16 protein-coding genes are annotated in these 23,226 nt (G+C 41.7%); 11 read left to right on the top strand and 5 right to left on the bottom strand.

Going from position 1 to position 23,226, the window contains the following annotated elements:
- The first annotated feature begins 5 nt into the window (after positions 1–5).
- Together CWB80_RS15650 and recA are read left to right on the top strand one after the other, a co-directional pair.
- Positions 6–503 (top strand): nicotinamide-nucleotide amidohydrolase family protein, encoded by a 498-nt coding sequence (locus CWB80_RS15650; RefSeq protein ID WP_138599727.1) that lies wholly within the window; start codon positions 6–8, stop codon positions 501–503.
- 58 nt (positions 504–561) lie between these two features.
- Complete coding sequence (gene recA / locus CWB80_RS15645) at positions 562–1,608, top strand: recombinase RecA (protein ID WP_054551150.1); 1,047 nt, start codon at positions 562–564, stop codon at positions 1,606–1,608.
- A 201-nt stretch (positions 1,609–1,809) separates the two neighbouring features.
- Here the strand turns inward: recA and CWB80_RS15640 are convergent, their stop codons facing one another.
- The 3 genes from CWB80_RS15640 to CWB80_RS15630 form a co-directional block, all read right to left on the bottom strand.
- Complete coding sequence (locus CWB80_RS15640) at positions 1,810–2,163, bottom strand: hypothetical protein (RefSeq protein WP_138599726.1); 354 nt, start codon at positions 2,161–2,163, stop codon at positions 1,810–1,812.
- A gap of 158 nt (positions 2,164–2,321) precedes the next feature.
- Positions 2,322–4,445: a TonB-dependent siderophore receptor gene (locus CWB80_RS15635; RefSeq protein ID WP_138599725.1), complete on the bottom strand. Its 2,124-nt coding sequence runs from the start codon at positions 4,443–4,445 to the stop codon at positions 2,322–2,324.
- Between the two features lie 191 nt (positions 4,446–4,636).
- Positions 4,637–5,803: a DcaP family trimeric outer membrane transporter gene (locus CWB80_RS15630; protein WP_138599724.1), complete on the bottom strand. Its 1,167-nt coding sequence runs from the start codon at positions 5,801–5,803 to the stop codon at positions 4,637–4,639.
- Between the two features lie 292 nt (positions 5,804–6,095).
- Here CWB80_RS15630 and acs point away from each other — a divergent pair, with 292 nt between their 5' ends.
- Both acs and CWB80_RS15620 read left to right on the top strand, forming a co-directional pair.
- Positions 6,096–8,036: an acetate--CoA ligase gene (gene acs, locus CWB80_RS15625; protein ID WP_054551154.1), complete on the top strand. Its 1,941-nt coding sequence runs from the start codon at positions 6,096–6,098 to the stop codon at positions 8,034–8,036.
- A gap of 96 nt (positions 8,037–8,132) precedes the next feature.
- Complete coding sequence (locus CWB80_RS15620) at positions 8,133–8,783, top strand: response regulator transcription factor (protein ID WP_054551155.1); 651 nt, start codon at positions 8,133–8,135, stop codon at positions 8,781–8,783.
- Between the two features lie 52 nt (positions 8,784–8,835).
- Here CWB80_RS15620 and purU read toward each other — a convergent pair whose 3' ends face one another.
- Positions 8,836–9,666: a formyltetrahydrofolate deformylase gene (gene purU / locus CWB80_RS15615; protein WP_054551156.1), complete on the bottom strand. Its 831-nt coding sequence runs from the start codon at positions 9,664–9,666 to the stop codon at positions 8,836–8,838.
- Positions 9,667–10,006: 340 nt separating this feature from the next.
- Here purU and CWB80_RS15610 point away from each other — a divergent pair, with 340 nt between their 5' ends.
- Both CWB80_RS15610 and CWB80_RS15605 read left to right on the top strand, forming a co-directional pair.
- Positions 10,007–11,368: a DUF4397 domain-containing protein gene (locus tag CWB80_RS15610; RefSeq protein ID WP_138599723.1), complete on the top strand. Its 1,362-nt coding sequence runs from the start codon at positions 10,007–10,009 to the stop codon at positions 11,366–11,368.
- A gap of 105 nt (positions 11,369–11,473) precedes the next feature.
- Positions 11,474–14,077 (top strand): DUF2339 domain-containing protein, encoded by a 2,604-nt coding sequence (locus tag CWB80_RS15605; protein WP_138599722.1) that lies wholly within the window; start codon positions 11,474–11,476, stop codon positions 14,075–14,077.
- 49 nt (positions 14,078–14,126) lie between these two features.
- Here CWB80_RS15605 and CWB80_RS15600 read toward each other — a convergent pair whose 3' ends face one another.
- The gene (locus tag CWB80_RS15600) at positions 14,127–17,567 is read right to left on the bottom strand and encodes a PAS domain-containing hybrid sensor histidine kinase/response regulator (protein WP_138599721.1); all 3,441 of its coding nucleotides are present in this window, start codon (positions 17,565–17,567) and stop codon (positions 14,127–14,129) included.
- Positions 17,568–17,954: 387 nt separating this feature from the next.
- On the opposite strand from CWB80_RS15600, the gene CWB80_RS15595 reads away from it, so the two are divergent.
- From CWB80_RS15595 to CWB80_RS15575, 5 genes are all read left to right on the top strand, one after another.
- On the top strand, positions 17,955–18,218 hold the full coding sequence (locus CWB80_RS15595) for a DUF4212 domain-containing protein (RefSeq protein WP_054551160.1): 264 nt from the start codon (positions 17,955–17,957) through the stop codon (positions 18,216–18,218).
- Positions 18,219–18,228: 10 nt separating this feature from the next.
- Positions 18,229–19,953 carry a sodium:solute symporter family protein gene (locus CWB80_RS15590; protein WP_054551161.1) on the top strand — a complete coding sequence of 575 codons (1,725 nt, stop codon included), beginning with the start codon at positions 18,229–18,231 and terminating at the stop codon, positions 19,951–19,953.
- A 119-nt stretch (positions 19,954–20,072) separates the two neighbouring features.
- A complete protein-coding gene (locus CWB80_RS15585) occupies positions 20,073–21,911 on the top strand; it encodes a DUF294 nucleotidyltransferase-like domain-containing protein (RefSeq protein ID WP_138599720.1) in 1,839 nt (612 codons plus the stop codon).
- An 8-nt stretch (positions 21,912–21,919) separates the two neighbouring features.
- Complete coding sequence (locus CWB80_RS15580) at positions 21,920–22,543, top strand: 3'-5' exonuclease (protein ID WP_054560884.1); 624 nt, start codon at positions 21,920–21,922, stop codon at positions 22,541–22,543.
- Positions 22,540–23,001, top strand: a complete 462-nt coding sequence (locus CWB80_RS15575; RefSeq protein WP_138599719.1) for a methyltransferase family protein — start codon at positions 22,540–22,542, stop codon at positions 22,999–23,001. Before CWB80_RS15580 ends, CWB80_RS15575 begins: the two co-directional genes overlap by 4 nt.
- Positions 23,002–23,226: the final 225 nt, after the last annotated feature.

The following is a 23,226-nucleotide window of genomic DNA, read 5'->3' as shown; positions in this document are numbered from 1 at the left end:
TGAATATGGAATTACATCAAGAGATTAAAACACTTGCTGCGAAATTAGGAGCTATTTTAACGGATAAACGCTTATGGATCACTACCGCAGAATCATGCACTGGCGGTGGAGTGAGTTATGCGCTCACCGATACCCCGGGCAGTTCTAATTATATTGACCGAGCGTTTGTTACTTATAGTAACCAAGCAAAACATGAGCTCATTGGCGTTAGCGAGCAAACCTTAAACAGCTTTGGCGCGGTGAGTGAACAAACCGTTGTTGAAATGGCATCGGGGGCGGCAAAAGCTGCAAACGCCGATATTGCAATAGCTATTTCGGGGATAGCAGGCCCCGGTGGTGGAACACTGGATAAACCTGTGGGATTAGTGTGGTTTTGTATTCATTTTGCTGGTCAAAACTACCCAAGCAAACAGGTTTTCGCTGGTGATAGAGCTGAAGTTAGACTGCAAGCTATTGTTTATTCATTAAAAAACATAATTGAATTGATAAAATCTGAAAATTAGCTTGATACTGTGATTTCATACAGTATACTGTCTGCATTAGCCGGATTTGGAGAACAGAATGAACGATAACAAACAAAAAGCCTTAGACGCTGCTTTATCACAAATTGAGCGTCAATTTGGTAAAGGCTCAATTATGAAACTGGGCGACAACAAAGCCCTAGATATTGAAGCAATCTCAACAGGTTCACTTGGTATCGATATCGCACTAGGTATTGGTGGTTTACCTACAGGCCGTATTGTTGAAGTGTATGGTCCTGAATCATCAGGTAAAACAACACTTACTTTACAAGTTATCGCTGAAGCTCAAAAGCAAGGTAAAACGTGTGCATTCGTAGATGCTGAGCACGCTCTAGATCCTGTATACGCACAAAAATTGGGCGTAAACATTGATGATTTACTTGTTTCTCAGCCAGACACGGGTGAGCAAGCATTAGAAATTTGTGACATGTTAGTTCGTTCAAGTGCTGTTGATGTTGTGATTGTTGACTCGGTAGCAGCTTTAACACCTAAAGCTGAAATCGAAGGTGACATGGGTGACTCACACATGGGTCTGCAAGCTCGCTTAATGTCACAAGCATTACGTAAGCTTACAGGTAACATCAAGCGTTCAAACACACTATGTATTTTCATCAACCAAATCCGTATGAAAATTGGTGTTATGTTTGGTAACCCTGAAACAACAACAGGCGGTAACGCACTTAAATTCTACGCTTCAGTACGTATCGATATTCGTCGTATTGGTTCAGTGAAAGAAGGCGATGAGGTTGTTGGTAACGAAACCCGCGTTAAAGTTGTTAAAAACAAGGTTGCTCCGCCGTTTAAACAAGCTGAGTTCATCATCATGTATGGTGAAGGTATTTCTAAACAAGGCGAACTAATCGATCTAGGCGTTAAGCATAAGATTGTTGAAAAATCAGGTGCTTGGTACAGCTACAATGGCAGCAAAGTTGGTCAAGGTAAAGCAAACTCAATTAAGTTCTTAAAAGACAACCCAGAGATCGCAGATGAGATCGAAGGTAAGTTACGTGAGATGCTATTACTTCAAGCAACTGTGCAACCAGAAGATGGTGAAGATGCAGGCCTATTAGCTGAAGACGAGCTATAAACACCGCAAAAGAGTATAGTTAAGCGTGATTTGACCCGCACTTAACACAAAAAGACCGCTACACAGTTAGCGGTTTTTTTATGGTTGCTTGTAGTTGCGATTTTATATCGCGTTTAATTACAGAACTTAATGCGGGATATACCCGCAGTTGTTGGAGTAGGAAGTAGTTTGTCGCATTTTCAATTCAGTGACAATTTTAAGTTATTTTACACGTTCAATATATTCGCTACGACGCCATAAAATAGCAGCAAGGGTTGCCAGAGGGATTATCAAAAAAATCGCTATTGTTTCAAATAGCGCATTATCGTCATATATGAATGCCAAGCTGGTAGCTGGTATTGTCATCAGCGTGAAAATTCGATACATAAGTTCTGTATCAGTTCGATATATGAGAGCTGTTTGGCAATCAGGGCAAGTGAATAGTTTACCGTCAACCCTGTCTATTGGTGTACTCGCTTTGGCTATTGGAAACTTCCATCCACAATCTGGACATCTTCTAGAGCGTTTCGATTTTTTAGCATCCATTAATCTGTACCAAATAACTAAAATATTCATTTTTTAATACACTACAGAAAAATTTATAAGGTGCAATGAAGTGAAGGTTATTCGCTATGTTTTTTGCTCTTAGAGTAAAATGGGGTAATAAAAAAACCGCATATGATGCGGCTTTTCATGTACTTAAAGCTTAAAACTTTCAGCTTCTAGCTCAAAGCTTACAGCTGCCAGTTGAAAGACACTGAGTAGTTACGTGGTGCGCCGTAATAACCTTGTGCCCAGAAAAGACTGTGGATGTACTTTTCGTTGGTCACGTTATTAACGTTCAAGTTAACGCTCATATTGTCATTAATATCGTATGTTGCCATTAGGTTTAATAGGCCGTACGCATCTTGCGTTGTGGTGATAAGTGCAGCATTTGTTGCCGCATCACGAACTTGTACGCGCTTTGTATCGTCTTGCCAGCGATAGTTTAGGCCAAAGGTTAAACCATCAACTTCAGGCACTTTATGAGTTACAGCAAGTTTGAATTGGTTTTCAGGTGTGTAGTCTTTGACTAACTCATCACCATCAATGTTTAGATTGCTGTAGCTGAAGCTTGCACTTAGTGTTTCGTTGATTTGACCACTAAGCTCTACTTCAATACCGTCGCTGTTAATGCCATCTGCACCATAGTAGCGAGTGTCGTCAGGTAATGAATCAGGGATAGCAACAGCAAGGCCAACTTGTTTAGCATCAAAGTATGCAAGAGTTACAAATAAATCGTCATCAAGTAGCTGCGCTTTCACACCAATTTCGCTACTTTTACCTGTGATTGGATCTAAGTAATCGCCATTGATGTCACGCTCTGTTTGTGGAACAAAGGTTTCTGTGTAGCTTGCATAAGTTGAGAAGCTTTCGTTGATATCATACACAGCACCGAAGTAAGGCACCGTTTGGTCGCTATCTTTGTCTTTTGCAACGCCGTAAGAGGCACCTTCAGTTTCCCAATTTACTTGGCTCACACCTGCTAAAATGCTGAATGCGTCAGTTGCACGAATGCGTGTTGAAACATATGCAGAGCGTTGACGGCTAGTGATATCAGCACCTGTTAAACCATCAGTAAGTGTTGGTACTGGCGCAACACCGTCCCAACCACCTAGCTCAGGCATTGCAGGGAAACCATTGCCTGTTGTACGGTCATACAATGATTTATCTTTATTATCCATATCTGCTTGGTTTACACCAAATGACAGATCATGTTCCATACCAAATAAATCAAATTTTCCTGTTGCGTAGATATCTAAAATGTCGTGCTTATCTTTGTGGTCATATTCACTCGCATAACCAGTTAGGCCAAGACCTGTTTCTCTGTCTGGTGTGCCGTAAACATAGAAAAGCTCAGAATCTTGCTCATTTTCTAAGTGCGCGTAGCTGGCTTTTAAGAACCAAGTATTGGTGATTGCTTGCTCAATTGATAAGAACAGCTGCTCAGTTGTGTTATTCCAATATGACCAATCTGAAGCAGTGCTGGTTGACGCATCAAAGTTTGTTGCTGAACCATCGCTGTAATAAAGTGGTAAGGCACCCCAAAGTGGGCTGTCGGCATCTTTCTTTTGATTTACATAGTTTGCAGTGACTACTGTGCTATCAGTTAATTGACCTTCGTAGGCTAGGTAATAAATTGTTTTATCTTGCTCGTAACGGTCAAGGTATGACTCAGTTTTGTGCTTAGTGAATACTGCACGTACAGCGTGGTTTTCGTTGATAGCTGTTGAAGCGTCAAGCTCTAAACGTTTGTTGTCCCAAGAGCCATACGATACAGACGCATTTACTTGTGTTTGATAAGTAGGGCGTTTTAGAACCATGTTCACGGTTGCTGAAGGGTTACCCGCACCTGTCATTAAACCATTGGCACCACGTACAATTTCAACACTATCAAAAATAGAGGTATCAAGAGTACCTTGGATTGAACCGTTGTCTTGTGGCATACCCATGCCATTAACCTGGAAGTTAGTGATTTCAAAACCGCGAGCTTTAAAATAAGTACGATCAGTTTCAATTTGCTCAACAGTCACACCCGGTGTGCTTTCAAGTACAGCGTTTAGATTATCGAGTGAGAAGTCATCCATTAATGCACGTGAAACAACAGAGATTGACTGTGGTGTCTCTTTAATTGTTAGCCCTAATTTGGTCGCAGACTGTGCTTCTTCTGTGATGTAGTTTTTATGATGCTGGCCATACACGGCAATTTTTTCAATTGCTTGTTCTTCTTTTTGTTGTTCTGCAAAAGCGTGGCCACTTAAAAGTGCTGAGGTCACAAGGCTTAATTGAGATAAGCGCAAAATTTTTGTTGATGACATGCAAAGTTCCAATTAGTTCAATGAATCGTGAAATTAATGCGTAATCTAATCTAAATGAAAATAATTTGCAATTAAGGTTTGCTGTTTTAGTGAATAATTGATTGCAAAAAAGTTTAAAGGGCACAGAAATATAAAAAGGAGATATAAAAAAAGCGGCCGAAGCCGCTTCAGGAAGTAAATAAGTTTAAATCTTAAAAAACGTATTTTGCAGAAAATTGTAGACGATCCATATCTCCGTCAGCACCGCTTTCTAACTCACGCTCGGCATGTTTAAACTCAACACCAAAGGTGAGCTTTTTAACAGGCGAGTATAAAAGGTTGGCACTATAGCTTTGGCTCATTTCTGTAGGGTCGCCAGTCACTGCAAGTAAATCTGTGTTGTTATCTGCTGAGAAGAATGAGTAAAGGAAAGTAGAACGCCATTGGCTGTTCCAGTGTTGTTGGTAGGCAATAAAACCTGATGTTGAATCAATCGCATCTAAATCATCACCATCAAGCACAGCACCATTTGCTACGTTTAAACCAATGTAGCGGCCTAAACCTGAGCCTTGAGTTAGCATGAATTTTAGGTTGTTTTGGCCAAAATTAACTTTACCTGAGGCGCTGATACCGAACGATGATGTATCTGCATCAATGCCATTTTGCTTGTATGTTAATTGACGAGCAAGACCGGTAAATACTAATTCACCCCAATCAGCTTTATGTGCATAACGTGCTGTAAAGTCAGGCATTGATGCATCATCAGTGGCTACGCGAGCGCCGTCTACTGTGACTGTGCTCTCTGGGTTTTCGATAGAGAATGACCAGTTGCCAGTAGTGTAACGTGCCTGTGCTTGGCGTACGAACACGGTACCCTCAGCAGGTCCCACGAAGTCGAGTGTTTCAGGTAATGCGCCTACGTTTTGAAAGTTTGACCATGCTTGACCAAATAACCAGCCATCATAAGTTACAAATGCCTGACGAATACGTGGCGCATAAGAGTTACTTACGCGTTCGTTACCGCCTGGTGCTGAAGCAATAAAGTCGATTTCAATTTTAGTTTTGATGGTTTTGCCATCGTCTAACTTTGTTGCGGTACCTAGGTTAAAGCGAGATTGGCGCGCGTGCATGTCAAATACAGCATCGCTGTCGCTGTCTGCGCCTACTGGTGTTGTACCTGGTACATAGAAGTCACGGCCAATACTACCACCGGCTGGTACGCCTGCTGAGTAATCACTCCACATGGCATCAAGTTTTACATAGCCACCATAAGAAACCTCTGTGTTACCAATGGTTGCAGCGTTAGCATTGCTGGCAAGTGCTGATAAAACAGCTGAAGCTGCTAGTGTTTTTAATGCGGTTACTTTTGTTGTTGTCATAATGTGTATTCCTGTCGAAGCTACTTGTTGCATTAATGATTTTTTAATAATGTTGTTGTACCACTGTTGTTTAAGATAAGACTTCTCTCAATTATCTATTGGTCTATTAGACTAAGGTGGAATATCTGGTTAAATCACAACCAATCTAACATTGAACTAGATTATAGAAGGCGATTTCGACGTTTTTTGTTAAATGACAAGATATACAACTAAGGTCTAATACTTTCAGGGGCTTTGCTGAGTGATCCTTGATGCAGGCCGTAGGCAAGTAATTAAAATGGAGACGACAACAATGTCAGAAAGTATCTATCCAGTACCAGCGCATATCAAGAATGCAGCACTAGTTGACAACGATAAATATAATACACTGTACAAGCAATCTATTGATGACCCTGAAGGATTTTGGCGAGAGCACGGTAAACGTCTTGATTGGTCAACTCCTTATAATAAAGTAAAGAACACCTCATTCGACAAAGGCCACATCAGCATCCGCTGGTATGAAGACGGCCAACTTAACGCATCTTATAACTGTATTGACCGCCACCTTGCCACTAAAGCCGATAAAACAGCCCTCATTTGGGAAGGCGACAACCCTGAACACAACGAAAATATTAGCTACCAACAGCTTCACGACGAAGTCGCAAAATTAGCCAATGGCCTTAAAAAGTTAGGCGTATCAAAAGGTGACCGTGTTGCTATTTATATGCCAATGACACCGCAGGCTATTTACGCTATGCAAGCGTGTGCGCGTATTGGTGCGATTCACTCTGTGGTATTTGGTGGTTTCTCTCCATCAGCGATTGCTGACCGAATTAATGATTCAGGCGCTAAAGTGGTCATTACATCAGACGAAGGTCGCCGTGCTGGCAACTGCGTACCACTTAAAGCAAATGTTGATGAAGCGGTATCACAAGACTCGGTAACCACCGTTGAGCACGTTATTGTTCATCAGCTAACGGGTGGTGAAGTTGAATGGAATAGTCATGATGTTTGGTGGCATGAGCTTGTCGCTGACTTACCAGCTGAGTGCGAACCTGAACCAATGAATGCAGAAGATCCGCTTTTCATTCTTTATACTTCAGGCTCAACGGGTCAACCAAAAGGTGTGGTTCATACTACCGGTGGTTACCTTGTTTATGCATCGATGACACATGAATATGTGTTTGATCTTAAAGAAGACGATATTTTCTGGTGTAGTGCCGATGTGGGCTGGATCACAGGTCACAGCTACATTGCTTATGGCCCATTAGTGAATGGCTGCACGCAAGTCGTATTTGAAGGTGTGCCAACTTACCCAACAGCGGGCCGTATGGGTGAAGTAATTGATAAGCACAACGTGACTATCCTTTACACAGCACCGACTGCTATTCGTGCTCTAATGGCGAAAGGCGATGAGCCAACAGCGACTTCAACTCGTAAAAGTCTTCGTGTTATGGGTTCTGTAGGTGAGCCAATTAACCCAGAAGCGTGGGCATGGTATTACGAGCATATTGGTAACGAAAACTGCCCAATCGTCGATACGTGGTGGCAAACAGAGACTGGTGGCATCATGATCACACCATTACCAGGTGCGACAGATATGAAGCCAGGCTCAGCAACTCGTCCGTTCTTTGGTATTGCACCAGCCTTATTTGATGCTGAAGGTAATACACTCGAAGGCGCGGTTGACGGTAACCTTGTTATTTTAGACAGCTGGCCATCACAAGCTCGCACAGTTTATGGCGACCATGAGCGCTTTGAACAAACCTATTTCTCAGCATACCCTGGTGTGTACTTCACAGGTGACGGTTGTCGTCGTGATGAAGATGGCTACTACTGGATCACAGGCCGTGTAGATGACGTACTTAACGTATCAGGTCACCGCCTAGGTACTGCAGAAATCGAGAGTGCATTGGTTGCTCACGAAGCAGTAGCAGAAGCGGCTGTAGTTGGTTACCCGCATGATATTAAAGGTCAGGGCATCTATGTTTACATCACTCCAAATGAGGGTGTTGTAGTGAGTGATGAACTAACAAAAGAGGTACGTAACTGGGTTCGTAAAGAGTTAAGCCCAATTGCATCACCAGATATGATCCAATGGTCTCCGGGTTTACCGAAAACTCGTTCTGGTAAGATCATGCGTCGAATTTTACGTAAAATTGCGGCAAATGAGCACCAACAGCTTGGTGATACCTCTACACTAGCCGATCCAAGCGTTGTTGATGAGCTAATCGAAAACCGATTAAATCGTTAAAATCGCGTTAAAAACTTGATTAGAAGTTGATTCTAAACGTAGTATATCGGCTGTCACTTAGAAATAGGTGTCAGCCGAATTTATTAGGAGTGAACCATGAGTCAGTTTTTAATAGCGGACGATCATCCGTTATTTCGTGAAGCGCTGAAAGGGGCATTGAGTGCTAAGTTCGCTGATTTAGAAGTGTTTGAATCGGAAAACTTTGATACCACTTTGCAGGTGCTAAGCGAGCAAGAAGATCTTGATATCTTACTACTAGACCTTCACATGCCAGGCAATGGCGATTTATACGGCCTTATTCGCATTCGCGAAGACTATCCAAGCTTACCAATAGCTGTTGTTTCTGGCAGCGAAGACATCAATGTAGTTTCTAAAGTAATGGGTTATGGTGCGATGGGATTTATTCCTAAATCATCTTCATCAGATGATATTGCGCTGGCAATCAACCACATTCTTGAAGGCGATGTTTGGCTGCCACTTGAACTTAAAGATAAAGTGGCTGCCGTAGATGGCGAAGACAAAGAAATTGCAGCGCAAGTAGCTTCACTGACGCCGCAGCAATACAAGGTGTTGCAATACTTGCACGAAGGCTTGTTAAACAAACAGATTGCTTACGAGTTACATATTTCTGAAGCAACCGTTAAAGCACACATTACAGCAATTTTTAGAAAGCTAGGTGTGTATAACCGTACTCAAGCGGTATTAATTGCCTCTAAGTTACAATTAGAGCCTATTGAGTCGGCATAACAAAAGATAATAAAAACAATAAAGAGGCCATTCAGCCTCTTCATTTTATTGCTTAAGCGAACACCACGGTTCGATTTCCATTGATAAACAGTTTATGTTCAGATGCGAGTTGCAGCGCTTTACAGAATACTGTTTTCTCTACATCTTTACCCATTTTTGCCATCATCTCTGCGGTATCCGCATGACTGACATGCGTCACATCTTGTAAAATAATCGGCCCTTCATCAAGCTCATTATTAACAAAATGGGCGGTCGCACCAATAATTTTTACACCGCGTTCAAACGCCTGATGGTAAGGCTTTGCACCAATAAAGGCAGGCAAAAATGAATGGTGAATATTAATAATCTTACCTTCAAAGCGCGCCACAAATTCAGGGCTTAAAATACGCATATATTTTGCAAGGCCGATAATATCAGGCTGATAGCTGGCAATTAAATCACCGACTTGTTGATCATGCTCCGCACGGCTTAAACCTTCGTGCGATACCACATGAAATGGCACGCCAAAGCCTGCAGCCAATGGCGCTAAATCAGCGTAGTTGGCAATCACAGCCAGTACTTCGATGTTTAAGGCTTTTTCGAACTGCTTAAGTAATACACCACCTAAGCAGTGCGCTTCTTTAGTGGCAAGCAATACCACTTTCGTTTTTTCGCTGCTGTGCAGGGCAAGCTCTGCGCCATCAGGAAGTAGCTCAGCAAGCCTTGGTAAAAAGTCCTCAGCAATAACACCGCTTAACTCTGTACGCATAAAAAAGCGTTTAGCATCTTTATCTACAAATTCGTTATTACGCGTAATGTTTAAATTATGCTGATGACAAAGGCCAGTGATCTTGGCAATTAGACCAACATCATCATCGCATTGAGTGGTTAAAATCGTGTTCATAGTCCTCATTCTAATCCCGTTTGTGTGATCACCATTATTTGCTAATTTTTTTGTGCTGCATAGCGCAAATTTAACTATCTAATAATTTATCTGATTTGATTGCATAAACGCCTAAAATGTAACCATTATTTACTTTTCGTGTAAAAGTAAGCTGCTTTCACTATAAATGTGATTTTCTGTCCATAATTATGATTAATTAAGTGCTTTTCTACATCATTTTCTACACTTTTTAACTTTATCGTAAGTAACTGTAAGTGAAGGTAATAGTTTGTAAAACATAGAATTATTTCGATTTATTCAAGTCAAAATGGGGTATTACAAACAATAAGGAAAAAATTCCATGAAAAGCACTCTGCTTAAAACAATTGTTGCCTCAAGTTTGCTTTCGGTACTAGCTGCCTGCTCAAGCGATGACAGCAGCAGTAGCAACAGTGGCTATGTGCAACTGTACAATGGCTCTTACAACAGCCCGTACACGCGTTTATTTGTTGATGACACTGAGCGCTCGGGGGCAGACTTTGGTGATGTATCAACTCGTCATAACTACAGTTCGGGGGAGTATGATCTCAGTTTTGAATATGTTGATGCCAACGACAGTTATATTACGATTGACGAAGAAACTATCAATATAAAAAATGATCAAACTCAGTTATTAGTAATGAATGGTGACTTTGCTGAACCAATTTTTACAGAGCTCAGTGTGCCGACGTCAAGCGATGAAGATGAATTCAATGTCGGCTTTTTTAATATTGTTGGCGAAGACAATCTTTACGATGTATATGTTGCCACTGACGATGGTGTATTTGATACCGCAGAGTTATTAATGACTTCGCAATACCTCGTTGAGCCAGAATTAGCCACGCTTGAGGAAGGTTATTACACTATTTATATCACCGCTAGCGGCAGCACAGATGTGATTTTTGAATCACCAACCGTGTATTTTAATGATGAAGCAACGTACATGGCGATGATCCGCCCAAGTTATGCAACAGAAGAAGATGGTATTACGCTTGATGTCGTTACGGCAAGTAGCTCTGTAACACAACTAAACCACCAAGACGCGCAAGGTCAGCTGCGTTTTATTAATACCATCGATGATTACACGCAAACCCAATTTAAAGTAACCCGAGGCACAACGGCGACTAACACCGAAGTTGTTAGCAACGATAGTTACTCTGAATACATGAGCATGTCGCCAAATAGTTACAGCGTCGCCATGTTAGATGAAGCTGGCGACACGATTGTAGATAATTTCTTAATGACATTAGAGCGTGAGCAAAGTGCGGTTGGTCTTTTCTACAATGACAAAGATTACGGCCCTCGTATGATGACCATTGAAGAAAATCTAACACCAAGCAGCTACAGCCACGCAGTTACTGTGGTTAACTTAATTGATAGCTATGCAGGACAAGAGATAGACGAAGTCGATGTGTACTTTACCCTCAATGGCGAAACGGTTGAAGATACTAGCAATGTTGTTGAAGGGTTAGATCAATACGACCAACAAGAGCAGGTGGTTGATAACGAAGTTTATACAACTTATGTGGTGTTTGAAGATAACGGCCAACAGATTGTGCTCTTGCAACAAAGCGATATGGATTTTACCGAAGAAGGTAACTATATCTTGGTGATTGAACACGATGAAACCACTGATTCAGGTTACAAGATGACCTTAGAGCGTACGGTGACTGAACAGTCTTAACCGGCTAAAACGCAATATCGTTGTTTATTTACTCTTGCTAAGTGTTTATTGTATAAACAATTAAGGCTTTTGCTTTTTTGTTTAAAGTATACACAAGGAGAGAGTATGGACGGCGGTATTGCGTTACTAGTCTTACTAGCACTAGTTGTTGTAGGTGGCTCAATTGCTGGCATTATTGCCCTTTTTCAACTCTCTAGTTTAAAGCGAGAGGTGGTTGCTCTTCGAGTAAAACTTAACGCGACATATGTTAATAACCCTCAAACAAATACTGCAAACACGTTTGAAAATTCAAACGAAGATCTGACTGACACAGTAAAATTTGAACCAAAGCCGAAAGCTATTATTAAGCCGATTGAGGTTATCGCTAAAAAGCCAGAGCCAACAAAACCCAAGCCTGCCATTTTAAATCCGCTAGTAAGCCAACTCGTTACACAAATCAAAGCCAATTGGCTAACTTGGGTAGGAGCGGTTGCACTTGCCTTTGGTGGTATCTTTTTAGCCCGCTATTCACTGGAAGCAGGCTTATTATCCGAAACTATGCGACTCACACTTGGGGCTATTTTTGGTCTGAGCTTAATTGTTGCGGCTGAGGTGTTACATCGTAAAGGTATTATCTTTGATGGGTTTAGTAACTATATTCCCGCTGCGCTTGCTAGCGGCGGCTTTATCAGTTGTTTTGCGCTCACTTTACTGGCCTACAGCCATTATGGCTTACTCCAAGCATTACCTGCATTTAGCGTTTTAACCTTAATCTCTGTAGCTGCAAGCTGGATGGCGCTGCGTTTTGGTCCAGTGCTTGCGGTCATTGGTATTATTGGCGCCTACAGCGTGCCGGTTTGGGTCAATACTGGGAATAATGATTTTATAGCGCTGCTTACCTATGTTGCTTTTGTTAGTGTTTCTGCTTCGCTGGTAGCGCATTATGTAAAACGTCATTGGCTGTGGTATCTGTTATGGGCAGGTCATTTAGGTTGGTACATTTTAGTTGCATTGACAGTATCTAAAAACCTGCATTGGTTTATTAATCTTTATGCTCTATTTAGCATCATATTGTTAATTGCTATTCCACGCCTTGGGCTGGGCTTTAAGCAAATTGAATACCGCCCACATCGCTTTAAAACGCTACTGAAACAACTGCCCGACAACCCTTTGTTATTAGCGGTTGTCGTACCACTTTATCTTTTACTCATGAGTAGTAATCAACTGCTTACTTGGCAGTTGAGTATGTTGTTGTTAGTGGCTTTACTGTTGTTTTTGGTATTAAAAAACAGTGCATGGGATCACTGGCTAATAATATCTGTGGTGAGTGTGGTGTGTTTGCTGACAGGGCAAAATAATACTGTTGATTATTCTGAGCAGCTTTTTGTATTTAGGCAAAATTACGGAGCAGGGCTGTTTTTTATTGCTTTGTTTGCTGGCTATGGTTTTTTATTTGGTCGTAAATACCCTAAACGCTTTGGCTTTACGTTACTCGCATCACTTTCAAGTTTTGTGATTATTAGTTGCTTATATCTCATCACTCCCGACCATGCCTTGATGACGGCATACCCGGTTTGGTGCTTTGTATTACTGGCACTGTCTGCCTGGCTATTTAAGTTATCCATCAATAGCACAAATCCAATGCGAGTATTTAGTTACTGGCTTGGCGGTAATGCCAATATTAGTTTGGCATTAACCATGCTCCTTGAAGGCAGCAGCTTGACCTTAGCGCTTGCTGTGCAAGTGTTGTTGATCAGTTTTTATGTGAATAAACAGTCACTCAGCATACTGACTTGGCCGCTTAAAGGTTTAGTTGGTGCTTTACTCATTAGATTAAGTTTTGCACCTTGGTCAGCGGATTACAGTGATGCGCTGCTGCTCGGTGTACATTGGAGTTTGGTTGTTTATCCTGTATGTGCTTGCTTATTTTACTTGGCAGCAAGGCATTGGCAGCAGCAATCTGTTCGAATGTGGCTAGAGGGGGCAGCCCTACATTGCATTGCTTTATTTATTACCACAGAGACGAGCTATCAGTTAGTAGGGCGCTATCCTGATTTTGAGAGTTTGTCTGTGTATGAGCATATTTTACTGACCTGTAACTGGGGCATCTTGGGCTGTGTTTACTTACTGCGCTCACGCTTTACTGCGCAATTGGTTAAGCTCTATCAAATGGCTGGTTTTGCGTTATTAACATTAAGCGGCTTGCTAGTAGTGAAAAGCTTTACCGCTGTAAATCCGTTTTTTGAACCGATAAATATAGGCAGCTGGCCGATTATTAACTGGTTACTATTACTTTGGTTAGTACCAGCTTTAATTGCAATTTGGGCAAGCCGACTGACGAAATCTCAACACTATTTACAAAAGCTGTTTACAGCACTTGCAGGTGTGATGAGTGTTTTATATATCAATGCGGAAATTCGCCACAACTGGCAAGGCGAGTTTATAAATATTGCTTTGCCAACCTCAGATGCCGAGCTTTACAGTTATTCTTTAGTTTGGCTTATTATCGGAGCTATGTTAGTTGTGATAGGGCATTTAAAAACCATTACGTTATTACAAAAGCTTGGCCTTGGCTTATTGGCGCTGGTGGTGTTAAAAGTGTTCTTGATTGATATGGCAAACTTAACTGGATTATTGCGGGCTATTTCGTTTATCGGCTTAGGCTTGTCGTTAGTGGCGCTTAGTTGGTTGTTCCAAAAATTTAAGGCAAAGCCCGCAGCTTTGCCTTAAATTGGTATTGTTAAGCGCTGTTGTTAAAAACGTTGGTTAAGCGCTTTTGTTAAGTACTGTGGTTAAGCAGTGCTTTGAGTTTTGCGGGCTTAACAGGTTTACTAAGGTAATGAATTTGCTCTTCTTTGGTTTGCTGTTTTAGCGCTTCATCACGTACCGCTGTGATTAAAATCGCCGGTACTGGGCTTTGCCAAATTTCTCGTAGGGTTTTAATAAGCGTGATGCCATCGCAATCATGACCGAGCTGATAATCCATTAAGATCACATCGGGCGCTCGGTGCTTTTTGGCATAGGCCATCACGGTTTCAACTTGATCAAAGAGCTGATAATTGGCCTGCCACTTTTGCAATAGGCTTGCCATGGCATTAAGGTTTTCAGGGTCATCATCCACCGCAATAATATTCATTGCACTGCGGTTCTCAACACCTTTTTTAGGTGCCTCTTTTTGTTGAATAAATTGGCTTTCACCATAAGGTACTTCAATACTAAAGCGGCTACCTTTGCCAGGCTTTGAACTGACATCTAATCGTAAAGAGAGTAAGTCGGCCATTCGTTTTACAACTCCTAAGCCAAGGCCAACCCCTTTGTTATCACCGGCTTCAATACGATAAAAGTCATTAAAGATCTTCGCTTGCTCTACTTCTGTAATGCCGGGGCCTGTGTCCCATACTTCAATACGTAAATGATGTTTGCGTTTGCGACAAGCAATTAAAACTCGGCCACTATCAGTGTATTTAACCGCATTTGACACCAAGTTTTGAATAATTCGTCGTAAATAAGTGATATCACTGTGAACAATAACTCCTTTTGAACGCACCGTCAGCTTTAAGCCTTTTTCGCTCGACATAATGGCGTATTCGTTCTTAAGCGGGGCAAGTATGTCATCAATACTAAAGTGACGTGGAGTTGGCGTCATTGCCCCTTGCTCGAGCTTGGCAATTTCTAACAGCGCAGACATCAAATGCACCGTTGAATCTAAACTTGCGCCAAGCTTTTCAAAGTTATTTAAGTTGTTGTTCGAGAGGGTTTTATCATCAATGGCTGCAAGGTACAGGCGCGCCGCATTCAGCGGTTGTAAAATATCGTGACTTGCTAAAGCTAAAAATCGCGTTTTACTGTCATTAGCTTGTTCTGCCTCTTTTTTAGCTAAAGTAAGTGCTTGCTCAGTTTGTACTCGGCTGTCGATTTGTGCTTGTAAATCTTTATTGATAGTACGGATTTCTTGAGTACGCGCTTCAATACGGTTTTCAAGGTCCATGTTTACTTCTTCAAGCGCATTTTGCGTTTCGATATGCGTGGTAACATCAGAGAAACTTGTTACAAAGCCACCATCTGGCAGTGGGTTACCAATCATTTCGAACACTTGGCCATTACGGCGGTGGCGAATAAAGTGGTGGGGCGTGCCGTTTTTAAGATGCTGCACGCGCTTTTCTACATGGCGCTCAACTTCACCTGGACCACACTCGCCGCGCTCGGCATTGTAGCGGATCACTTCCTCTATGGGTTGACCAACCTCTAAAAAGTTTTCTGGGTAGTCAAACATTTCTGCGTAGCGCTTATTCCATGCCACTAAATTAAGCTCTTTATCAACAACAGAAATACCATGGCTGAGGTTTTCAAGTGAGGTGAATAATAGGTTTTGGTTAAATTGCAGAGCTTGTGTGGTTTCATCAAAAAAGTTAACGACTTCTTCAAAGGCCATGCGTTTACCAGAGGCAACTGTGTGGATCAGCGCCTGTGCTGAAGAGGCACCAAGCACACCAGTTAAGGCGCGTTCACAATAGGCAATAAACTCAGGTTCTGGGTGTGCGTTATTATTATCTAAGTTATGAGTTAAGGAGTAATGGGCTAAAACTTGTTGCGATCGCTGTACGCCCAAGAAGGTTTGTAGTAGAACCTTAAAGTCGTAGACGGTGGCTTTCACATTTTTATTCAAGCGTCTAGCAAACACAGCTTGATCTTTAGGATTAACAAAGGCAGCTGCCTGAATTTTATCAATTAAACGCTCATCTGCACCGAGCGAAAAACTAATGTAACAGCCAATATTGGCAAATAAAGCAATGAGGGTGCCACGAGTAATGAGTGTTTGTTGTAGCTCTGCGTTTAAGGTATTGCCTGCATCTAAAATAGGTAGCATTAAGAATAAAACCCAGCAAATGAAGCCTGCTAATAATCCCGCATAAACCCCATAAGCATGGCCTTTTCGCCAATATAGACCACCCACAATAGCTGGGAGTAATTGCGACACTAAAGAAAAGGCCACTAACCCCATACTAGCCAAAGCTTTACCATGACCAAACCATTGCTGGTAGAAATACGACAAAATCAAAATGCCAGCAATTGTGAATCGTCTAACTAACAGAATTTGTGATTTATAGCTGCTGGTGATGAGGTTACGTTTAAACTTACGACGCAGCATTAGCGGCAATACCACATCGTTTGAGATCATGGTGCTGAGTGTAAGTGTGGCTACAACAATCATCGCTGTAGCCGCTGATAGACCCCCGATAAATACAAAGGTCGTTAAAAAGGCGTTTTCGTGCATCAGCGGTAGGGCTAATACAAAGCTATCTGGAGAGAAGTCACTACCAATGCCTGGGTGTATAGCTGCCGTTGCAATAGGGAAAATCATTGCAGCAGTCAGTAACAAATACAGGGGGAATGCCCAGCGGGCTGTATAAAGATGGCGTTTATCTTGGTTATCGACCACAGTTACATGGAACTGCCTTGGTAAACAGATAATCGCCGCAGCTGCCATTAATGACTGACCGATAAAGTTAAAGCTAAAAAAGTCGAAGTTATGCCAGTGCTGCCAAATAGAGCCCTTTAGTTGCTCGGTTTGCACCGTAGTTAAATTAAATAATGTGTATAAAGCAAGCCCAGCAACGGCCACTAAAGCCAGTAATTTAATCATCGATTCAAAGGCAACAGCCAGCATCAGCCCCGAGCGATATTCGGTTACATCCACCTTACGAGTACCAAAGAATATCGCAAACATTGCCATGATAAGTGTTGCTGAAAGGGCCAGCATAGATCCCGAAATACGATCGTCGTTTTGCAGCAGTAAGAAGCTGCTACTTAGTGCTTTTAATTGCAGTGCGATATACGGAATAGTCGCTAATAAAGCGATAATCGTTACCATAATCGCGGTGGTTTGCCGTTTACCATAGCGAGCAGAAATAAAGTCGGCGATAGTGGTGATATTTTGCTTTTTACTGACCAGTACTAATTTACGTAAAAACCCTTGGCCGAAGAAAAATAGCAGCGCAGGGCCAATTAAAATAGGTAAGTAGTTCCAACTGCTGGTGGCTGCTGTACCAACCGAACCATAGTAGGTCCAAGACGTACAGTAAATCCCTAGTGAAAAAGAATAGACAAATGGGTGGTGACTAATTCTTTTTGCAAGAGGAGTGGTTTTGTCTCCCCAATTTGCCAACCAAAACAACACGCCAATATAGGCGAGTGCAACAAATAAAAGCGCAGCTGTCATGTTTAAATTCAGTAATTATTGTAATAACACTACCTTACCAGAATTATGCGCGATTTCGATGGCTAGATTTTTTGCAATAAAAATTAATAAAAAGCAAGTTGTTGATATTTAAAAGATAGTACTGTTTTATGCGCTGTTATTAGACTAATGTCGCAGATCATTCGTTTTTACTATTTTCGCTATTTCGCAAATTTATCTTTATAGGTTAAGTTGTTGTTAAATATTGTTTTTTACCATTCGTTAACAAACGGTGTTTTGCAGTTTACGTAAACGTAAACTAACTGTTACGACTATGGTCTCAATTCCATAAATCAGAACCCTTGCTAACTTAGTTAATGACAACTAATACCACTCATTACTTTTTTGTAATGCATAAGGGGATAAAAAATGGCTTTTAAAGATGAAGAACAAGCAAAAGCTTATTGGGCGGAAAACCTCGCACTGCTATTTAAATTATTAGCAATTTGGTTTGTCGTGTCATTTGGCTTCGGCATTTTACTGGTAGACGTACTTAACGAGATACGTTTCTTTGGGTTTAAACTCGGCTTCTGGTTCTCCCAGCAAGGCGCTATTTACACCTTTGTTGCTTTGATTTTTGTTTACGTTTTCAAAATGAATACGTTAGATAAAAAATACGGCGTAGACGAATAGGAGCTAAGCAATGGATGTTCAAACACTCACGTTTATTATCGTCGGTTTAAGCTTCGCGCTTTATATCGGCATCGCAATCTGGGCTCGTGCTGGGTCAACAAATGAATTCTATGTTGCAGGGGGCGGTGTACCGCCGCTAGCAAATGGTATGGCAACCGCTGCTGACTGGATGAGTGCGGCATCGTTTATCTCAATGGCGGGTATTATCTCGTTTGCGGGTTATGACGGTGGTGTATATCTAATGGGTTGGACAGGTGGTTATGTACTACTTGCACTTTGTTTAGCTCCTTACCTACGTAAGTTTGGTAAGTTCACGGTACCTGATTTCATCGGTGACCGTTATTACTCACAAGCTGCACGTGTTGTTGCAATTTTATGTGCTATTTTTATCTGTTTCACATATATCGCAGGTCAAATGCGTGGTGTAGGTGTGGTTTTCTCTCGCTTCTTAGAAGTAGATATTGAGACCGGTGTTTACATTGGTATGGTGATTGTATTCTTCTACGCTGTATTAGGCGGTATGAAGGGGATTACATATACGCAAGTAGCTCAGTACTGTGTACTAGTATTTGCTTACCTTGTTCCAGCAATCTTCATTTCAATGATGATGACAGGTCACTTCTTCCCACAAACCGGTTTCGGTGCAACCCTTAGCGATGGCTCAGGACAGTTTGTACTTGATAAACTAGATGGACTCAGTACCGAGCTTGGCTTTGCGCAGTACACCGAAGGCTCGAAGAGCATGATTGATGTATTCGCAATCACAGGCGCGCTAATGGTTGGTACAGCAGGTTTACCGCACGTAATCGTTCGTTTCTTCACTGTTCCACGTGTTAAAGACACGCGTATCTCAGCTGCATGGACACTTGTTTTCATTGCAGTTGTTTATACAACAGCACCTGCTGTAGCGTCATTCGCTCGTGTAAACATGATTGATACAATTAACGGTAAAGACGGTAGCGGTACAGAGTACGCAGAAGCACCAGCTTGGGTTAAAAACTGGGAAAGAACAGGCCTAATCACCTTTAACGATAAAAATGGTGACGGCAAAATGTTCTACTCAGCAGGTAAGATTGATGATCCAAACAGCGCAAACGAAGTTAAAGTTGACCGCGACATCATGGTACTTGCAAACCCTGAGATCGCAGACTTACCAGCATGGGTGATTGCATTAGTCGCAGCAGGTGGTATCGCAGCAGCGCTATCAACAACAGCAGGCTTACTATTGGTGATCTCGACCTCGGTATCCCATGACTTATTAAAACGCACCTTAAAACCAGATATAAGTGACAAACAAGAGCTACTTGCAGCGCGCTTAGCTGCGATGATAGCGATTGTGATTTCAGCTTACTTTGGTATTAACCCGCCAGGGTTCGTGGCTTCGGTTGTTGCCTTCGCCTTCGGCTTAGCAGCGGCGAGCTTCTTCCCAGCCATCATTATGGGTATCTTCTCTAAGAAGATGAATAAAGAAGGTGCGATTGCGGGTATGGTGACAGGTATTACATTCACAGCGGCTTATATTATCTACTTCAAGTTCGTAAGCCCTGAGTTGAATACACCGGCAAACTGGTTATTTGGTATTTCACCTGAAGGTATCGGTCTTATTGGTATGATTGTTAACTTTGTAGTTGCAGCTATCGTACTTAAACTAACGGCTGAAACACCAGTTGAAATCCAAGAAATGGTTGAAGGTATCCGTAACCCTAAAGGTTCGAGCGCAGCACACGCGCACTAATAAAACCATTTTATAAGAACACACTCTTGACGTTTAAAAGCCCGACTTAAGTCGGGCTTTTTATTTATTTCAAACAGGGGTAGTGTAGATATTGTCTCTATTATATAGCGAGAATGACCATGAATACCGAGCAACAGGAAGTCGCCCAATTTGTGATGCAGCAAACGCCATTTAATCAGCTTGATGGCGCTGCCAGTGAGTATTTTGTAAACCATCTCGATATTATTTATTTGACCCGTGAGAATCAAAATCAGTGGTTAAGTTCGGATAATCTAAGATTATTTTTAATTCGCTCTGGCGATTATGATTTAGTTGACCCAAAAGGCGATGTGATCACTAAGTTATCAAGTGGCGATTACTTTGGTTTTCCTTCATTGTTAACTGGCGAAGCAATTCAAAATAGCATTTCAGTGCAAAAGGAAGGCATTGTTTACATGCTTAACCAAGCGGCATTTGATTACTTACGCCGTGAGTATAAAGTGTTTGAGCAATACTTTGTTCGTGCCCATAAAAACCGTTTATTGTCGTCTCATTATAAAAGTCAAAACGACAGTTGGTCGGAGAAAAAAATTTGCGAGTTGATGAATCGCAAAGCCGTCACCTTGGCGCCAGATGCAAGTATTCGTCAAGCCGCTAAAAAAATGAAACAACAGGGTGTTTCATCGATTATGTTGACTGAACATGAGCGTCTTGTAGGAGTCCTGACCGACAGAGACTTACGCAACCGCGTATTAGCCGATGAGGTTGACCCACAAGAGTCAGTAAGTAGCATCATGACGTGTAAGCCCAAGTTTATTTTTGAAAATAACCGCGTGTTTTCGGCGCTACACTTAATGCTTAAGCACAATATTCACCATTTACCTGTGCTTGATGAACATCACAAACCGCTTGGTATGCTCACCAGTACTGATTTACTGCGTCAGCAAAAAAGCGACCCAGTACAATTGATTGGACGAATTTACAAAGCGCACAGCGTGGTTGATTTAAAGCGTTATTCGCAAGAGATACCCGGTTTATTAAAAGGTTTTTCAAACAATATTGATGACATCTCCTTGATTGGTAAATTATTAAGTGGCTTAACCGATGCGTTGACTTCGCGGTTAATTCGTTTGTTCCAAGAAGATAATGGTGCGGCACCAACCAGCTTTAGTTTTATTTGTTTTGGTTCACAAGCACGAGAAGAACAAACACTGCATTCTGACCAAGATAATGGCCTGTTGCTACCTGATGATTTAACAGAAGAACAACACGATTACTTTAAGCGCATGGGCGAGTATGTCTGTGAGCATTTAATTGAGTGCGGTATAAAACGTTGCCCTGGCAATATTATGGCGAGCAATGCACAGTGCCGTATGGGCATTAATGCTTGGACAGAAAAGTTTCATAAGTGGATCACCTCACCTACACCAGAGGCGATGCTCAATTGTAAGATATTTTTTGACCTACGTTTTATTGAAGGTTCCACTACCTTATATGCGCGCTTTTGTGAGCAGCTAAAACGCATTTCTAAAAATGACTTATTCTATGCGGCTATGGCCAGCGACATTAAAAATACGCCAGTGCCCATTGGTTTGTTTAATCAATTTAAATTAGAGAAAGACGAAAAGCAGCATAAGTACCTCGACTTAAAAAAACGCGGTGTGGTGATCATCAACGACATAGTACGTTTATATTCCCTCAAAGCGGGTATTCAGCGTGCTAATACGCAAGAGCGTATTGATGCGTTAATGAAATTTTCGTTACTCAATAAAGATGACTTGTATAACCTAAAAGACTGTTGGCGCTTTTTAACCCAGCTGCGTTTAGGCACGCAAATTAACGAAGAGGGGTTGCCTAGCAACTGTATTAACCCAAATGCGTTGAATTCATTAGAGCGACATCAATTAAAAGAAGCATTTTATTTGGTTAAACAAGCACAGCAAGCCGCCGCCTTTAAGTTTGCTCGCGGTAGTTTATAGGAGAGAGTATGGTTAAACGCTGGTTAAGTCGGTATTTAGCGCGCAAGCAACTCTTGGCAGCTGATGCCTATAAAGAACGCTACGTAGTGATAGACATGGAATTAACGGGCCTAGATCCTCGCCAGCACGAAATTGTCTCGGTGGCGTGGGTGATGATAGAAGATCAATGCATTAAACTCAGCGGTGCGCAGCACTTAATAAATAAAGACGTGCAAAGCTTAGAGCAAAGTCCGATTTATCACGGTATTGCAAAACAAGATATAGATACAGGTGAAAGCCTCGAAACCATTCTTGGCAAGCTGCATCAGCATTTTGGTGAGTGCATTTTAGTGTTTCATAACGCGGCACTTGATTGGGGGTTTTTAAAACAGGCCTGCAGAACGCTTGGCTTAGATGCAAAAGCGCGTTTAATTCTTGATACCTTTGTTATTGAAAAAAAACGCCTGCACCAGCAAGGCCACGAAATTGGCCACGATGATTTAACACTTAGCGAATGCCGTAAACGCTACAACTTACCGCATTACAGCTCGCACCATGCCCTGACTGATGCCATGGCAACGGCGGAGTTATTCTTAGCCCAGTGTCATCAAATTAGTCGTGGTAAGGCATTGAAAGTAGGGGAGCTTGTGTGAATCAGTTAGAATTAAAAATTCCTCCAGTCGCGCTACTGCTGATCATTGCGTTGATGATGTGGGGCATAGCAGACTTGTTTACGAGTTTTAGCTTCTCGTTTTTCGCATCATCTTTTGTAGCACTACTCATTGCATTTTTAGGTGTGGTGTTTGCTTTATTAGGTGTTTATCAATTTCGTAAGCAAGGTACGACTGTTGACCCTCGAATTCCAGAAAAGTCGGCGAGCCTTGTTACAAGTAGTGTTTATCAATTTAGCCGTAACCCAATGTATGTTGGTATGTTATTAATGCTAGTTGGTTGGGGAATTTATCTTGGTAATATTGCGAGTTTTATAATGCTGCCGGTATTTATTCTCTATATGAATCGATTTCAAATTATGCCAGAAGAAACGTTTATGGCTGAGAAGTTTGGGTCAGCATACCAGCAATACCAAAAATCTGTTCGTCGCTGGCTATAAAGGAAAAAAGAGAGACAGAGGTTGCTAGAGCAGTTTTATTTACCTTGCTCTCTTATAAAAATGTCTAAGGTCGATTACCAAAATTGAGCCATCTTAAACACGCTAAGCAATTTTTATTTTTACAGGCTTCTTATAAAAACTCTTCAGGTCGATTACCAAAACTGCGCCATCTAAAACATGCTAAGCAACTTTTATTTCACCTGACCTCTTATAAAAACTTCAAAG

Source organism: Pseudoalteromonas sp. S1650, from assembly GCF_005887195.1.
Lineage (GTDB): Bacteria > Pseudomonadota > Gammaproteobacteria > Enterobacterales > Alteromonadaceae > Pseudoalteromonas > Pseudoalteromonas simplex.
This window is presented reverse-complemented; position numbering and strand designations above follow the sequence as displayed.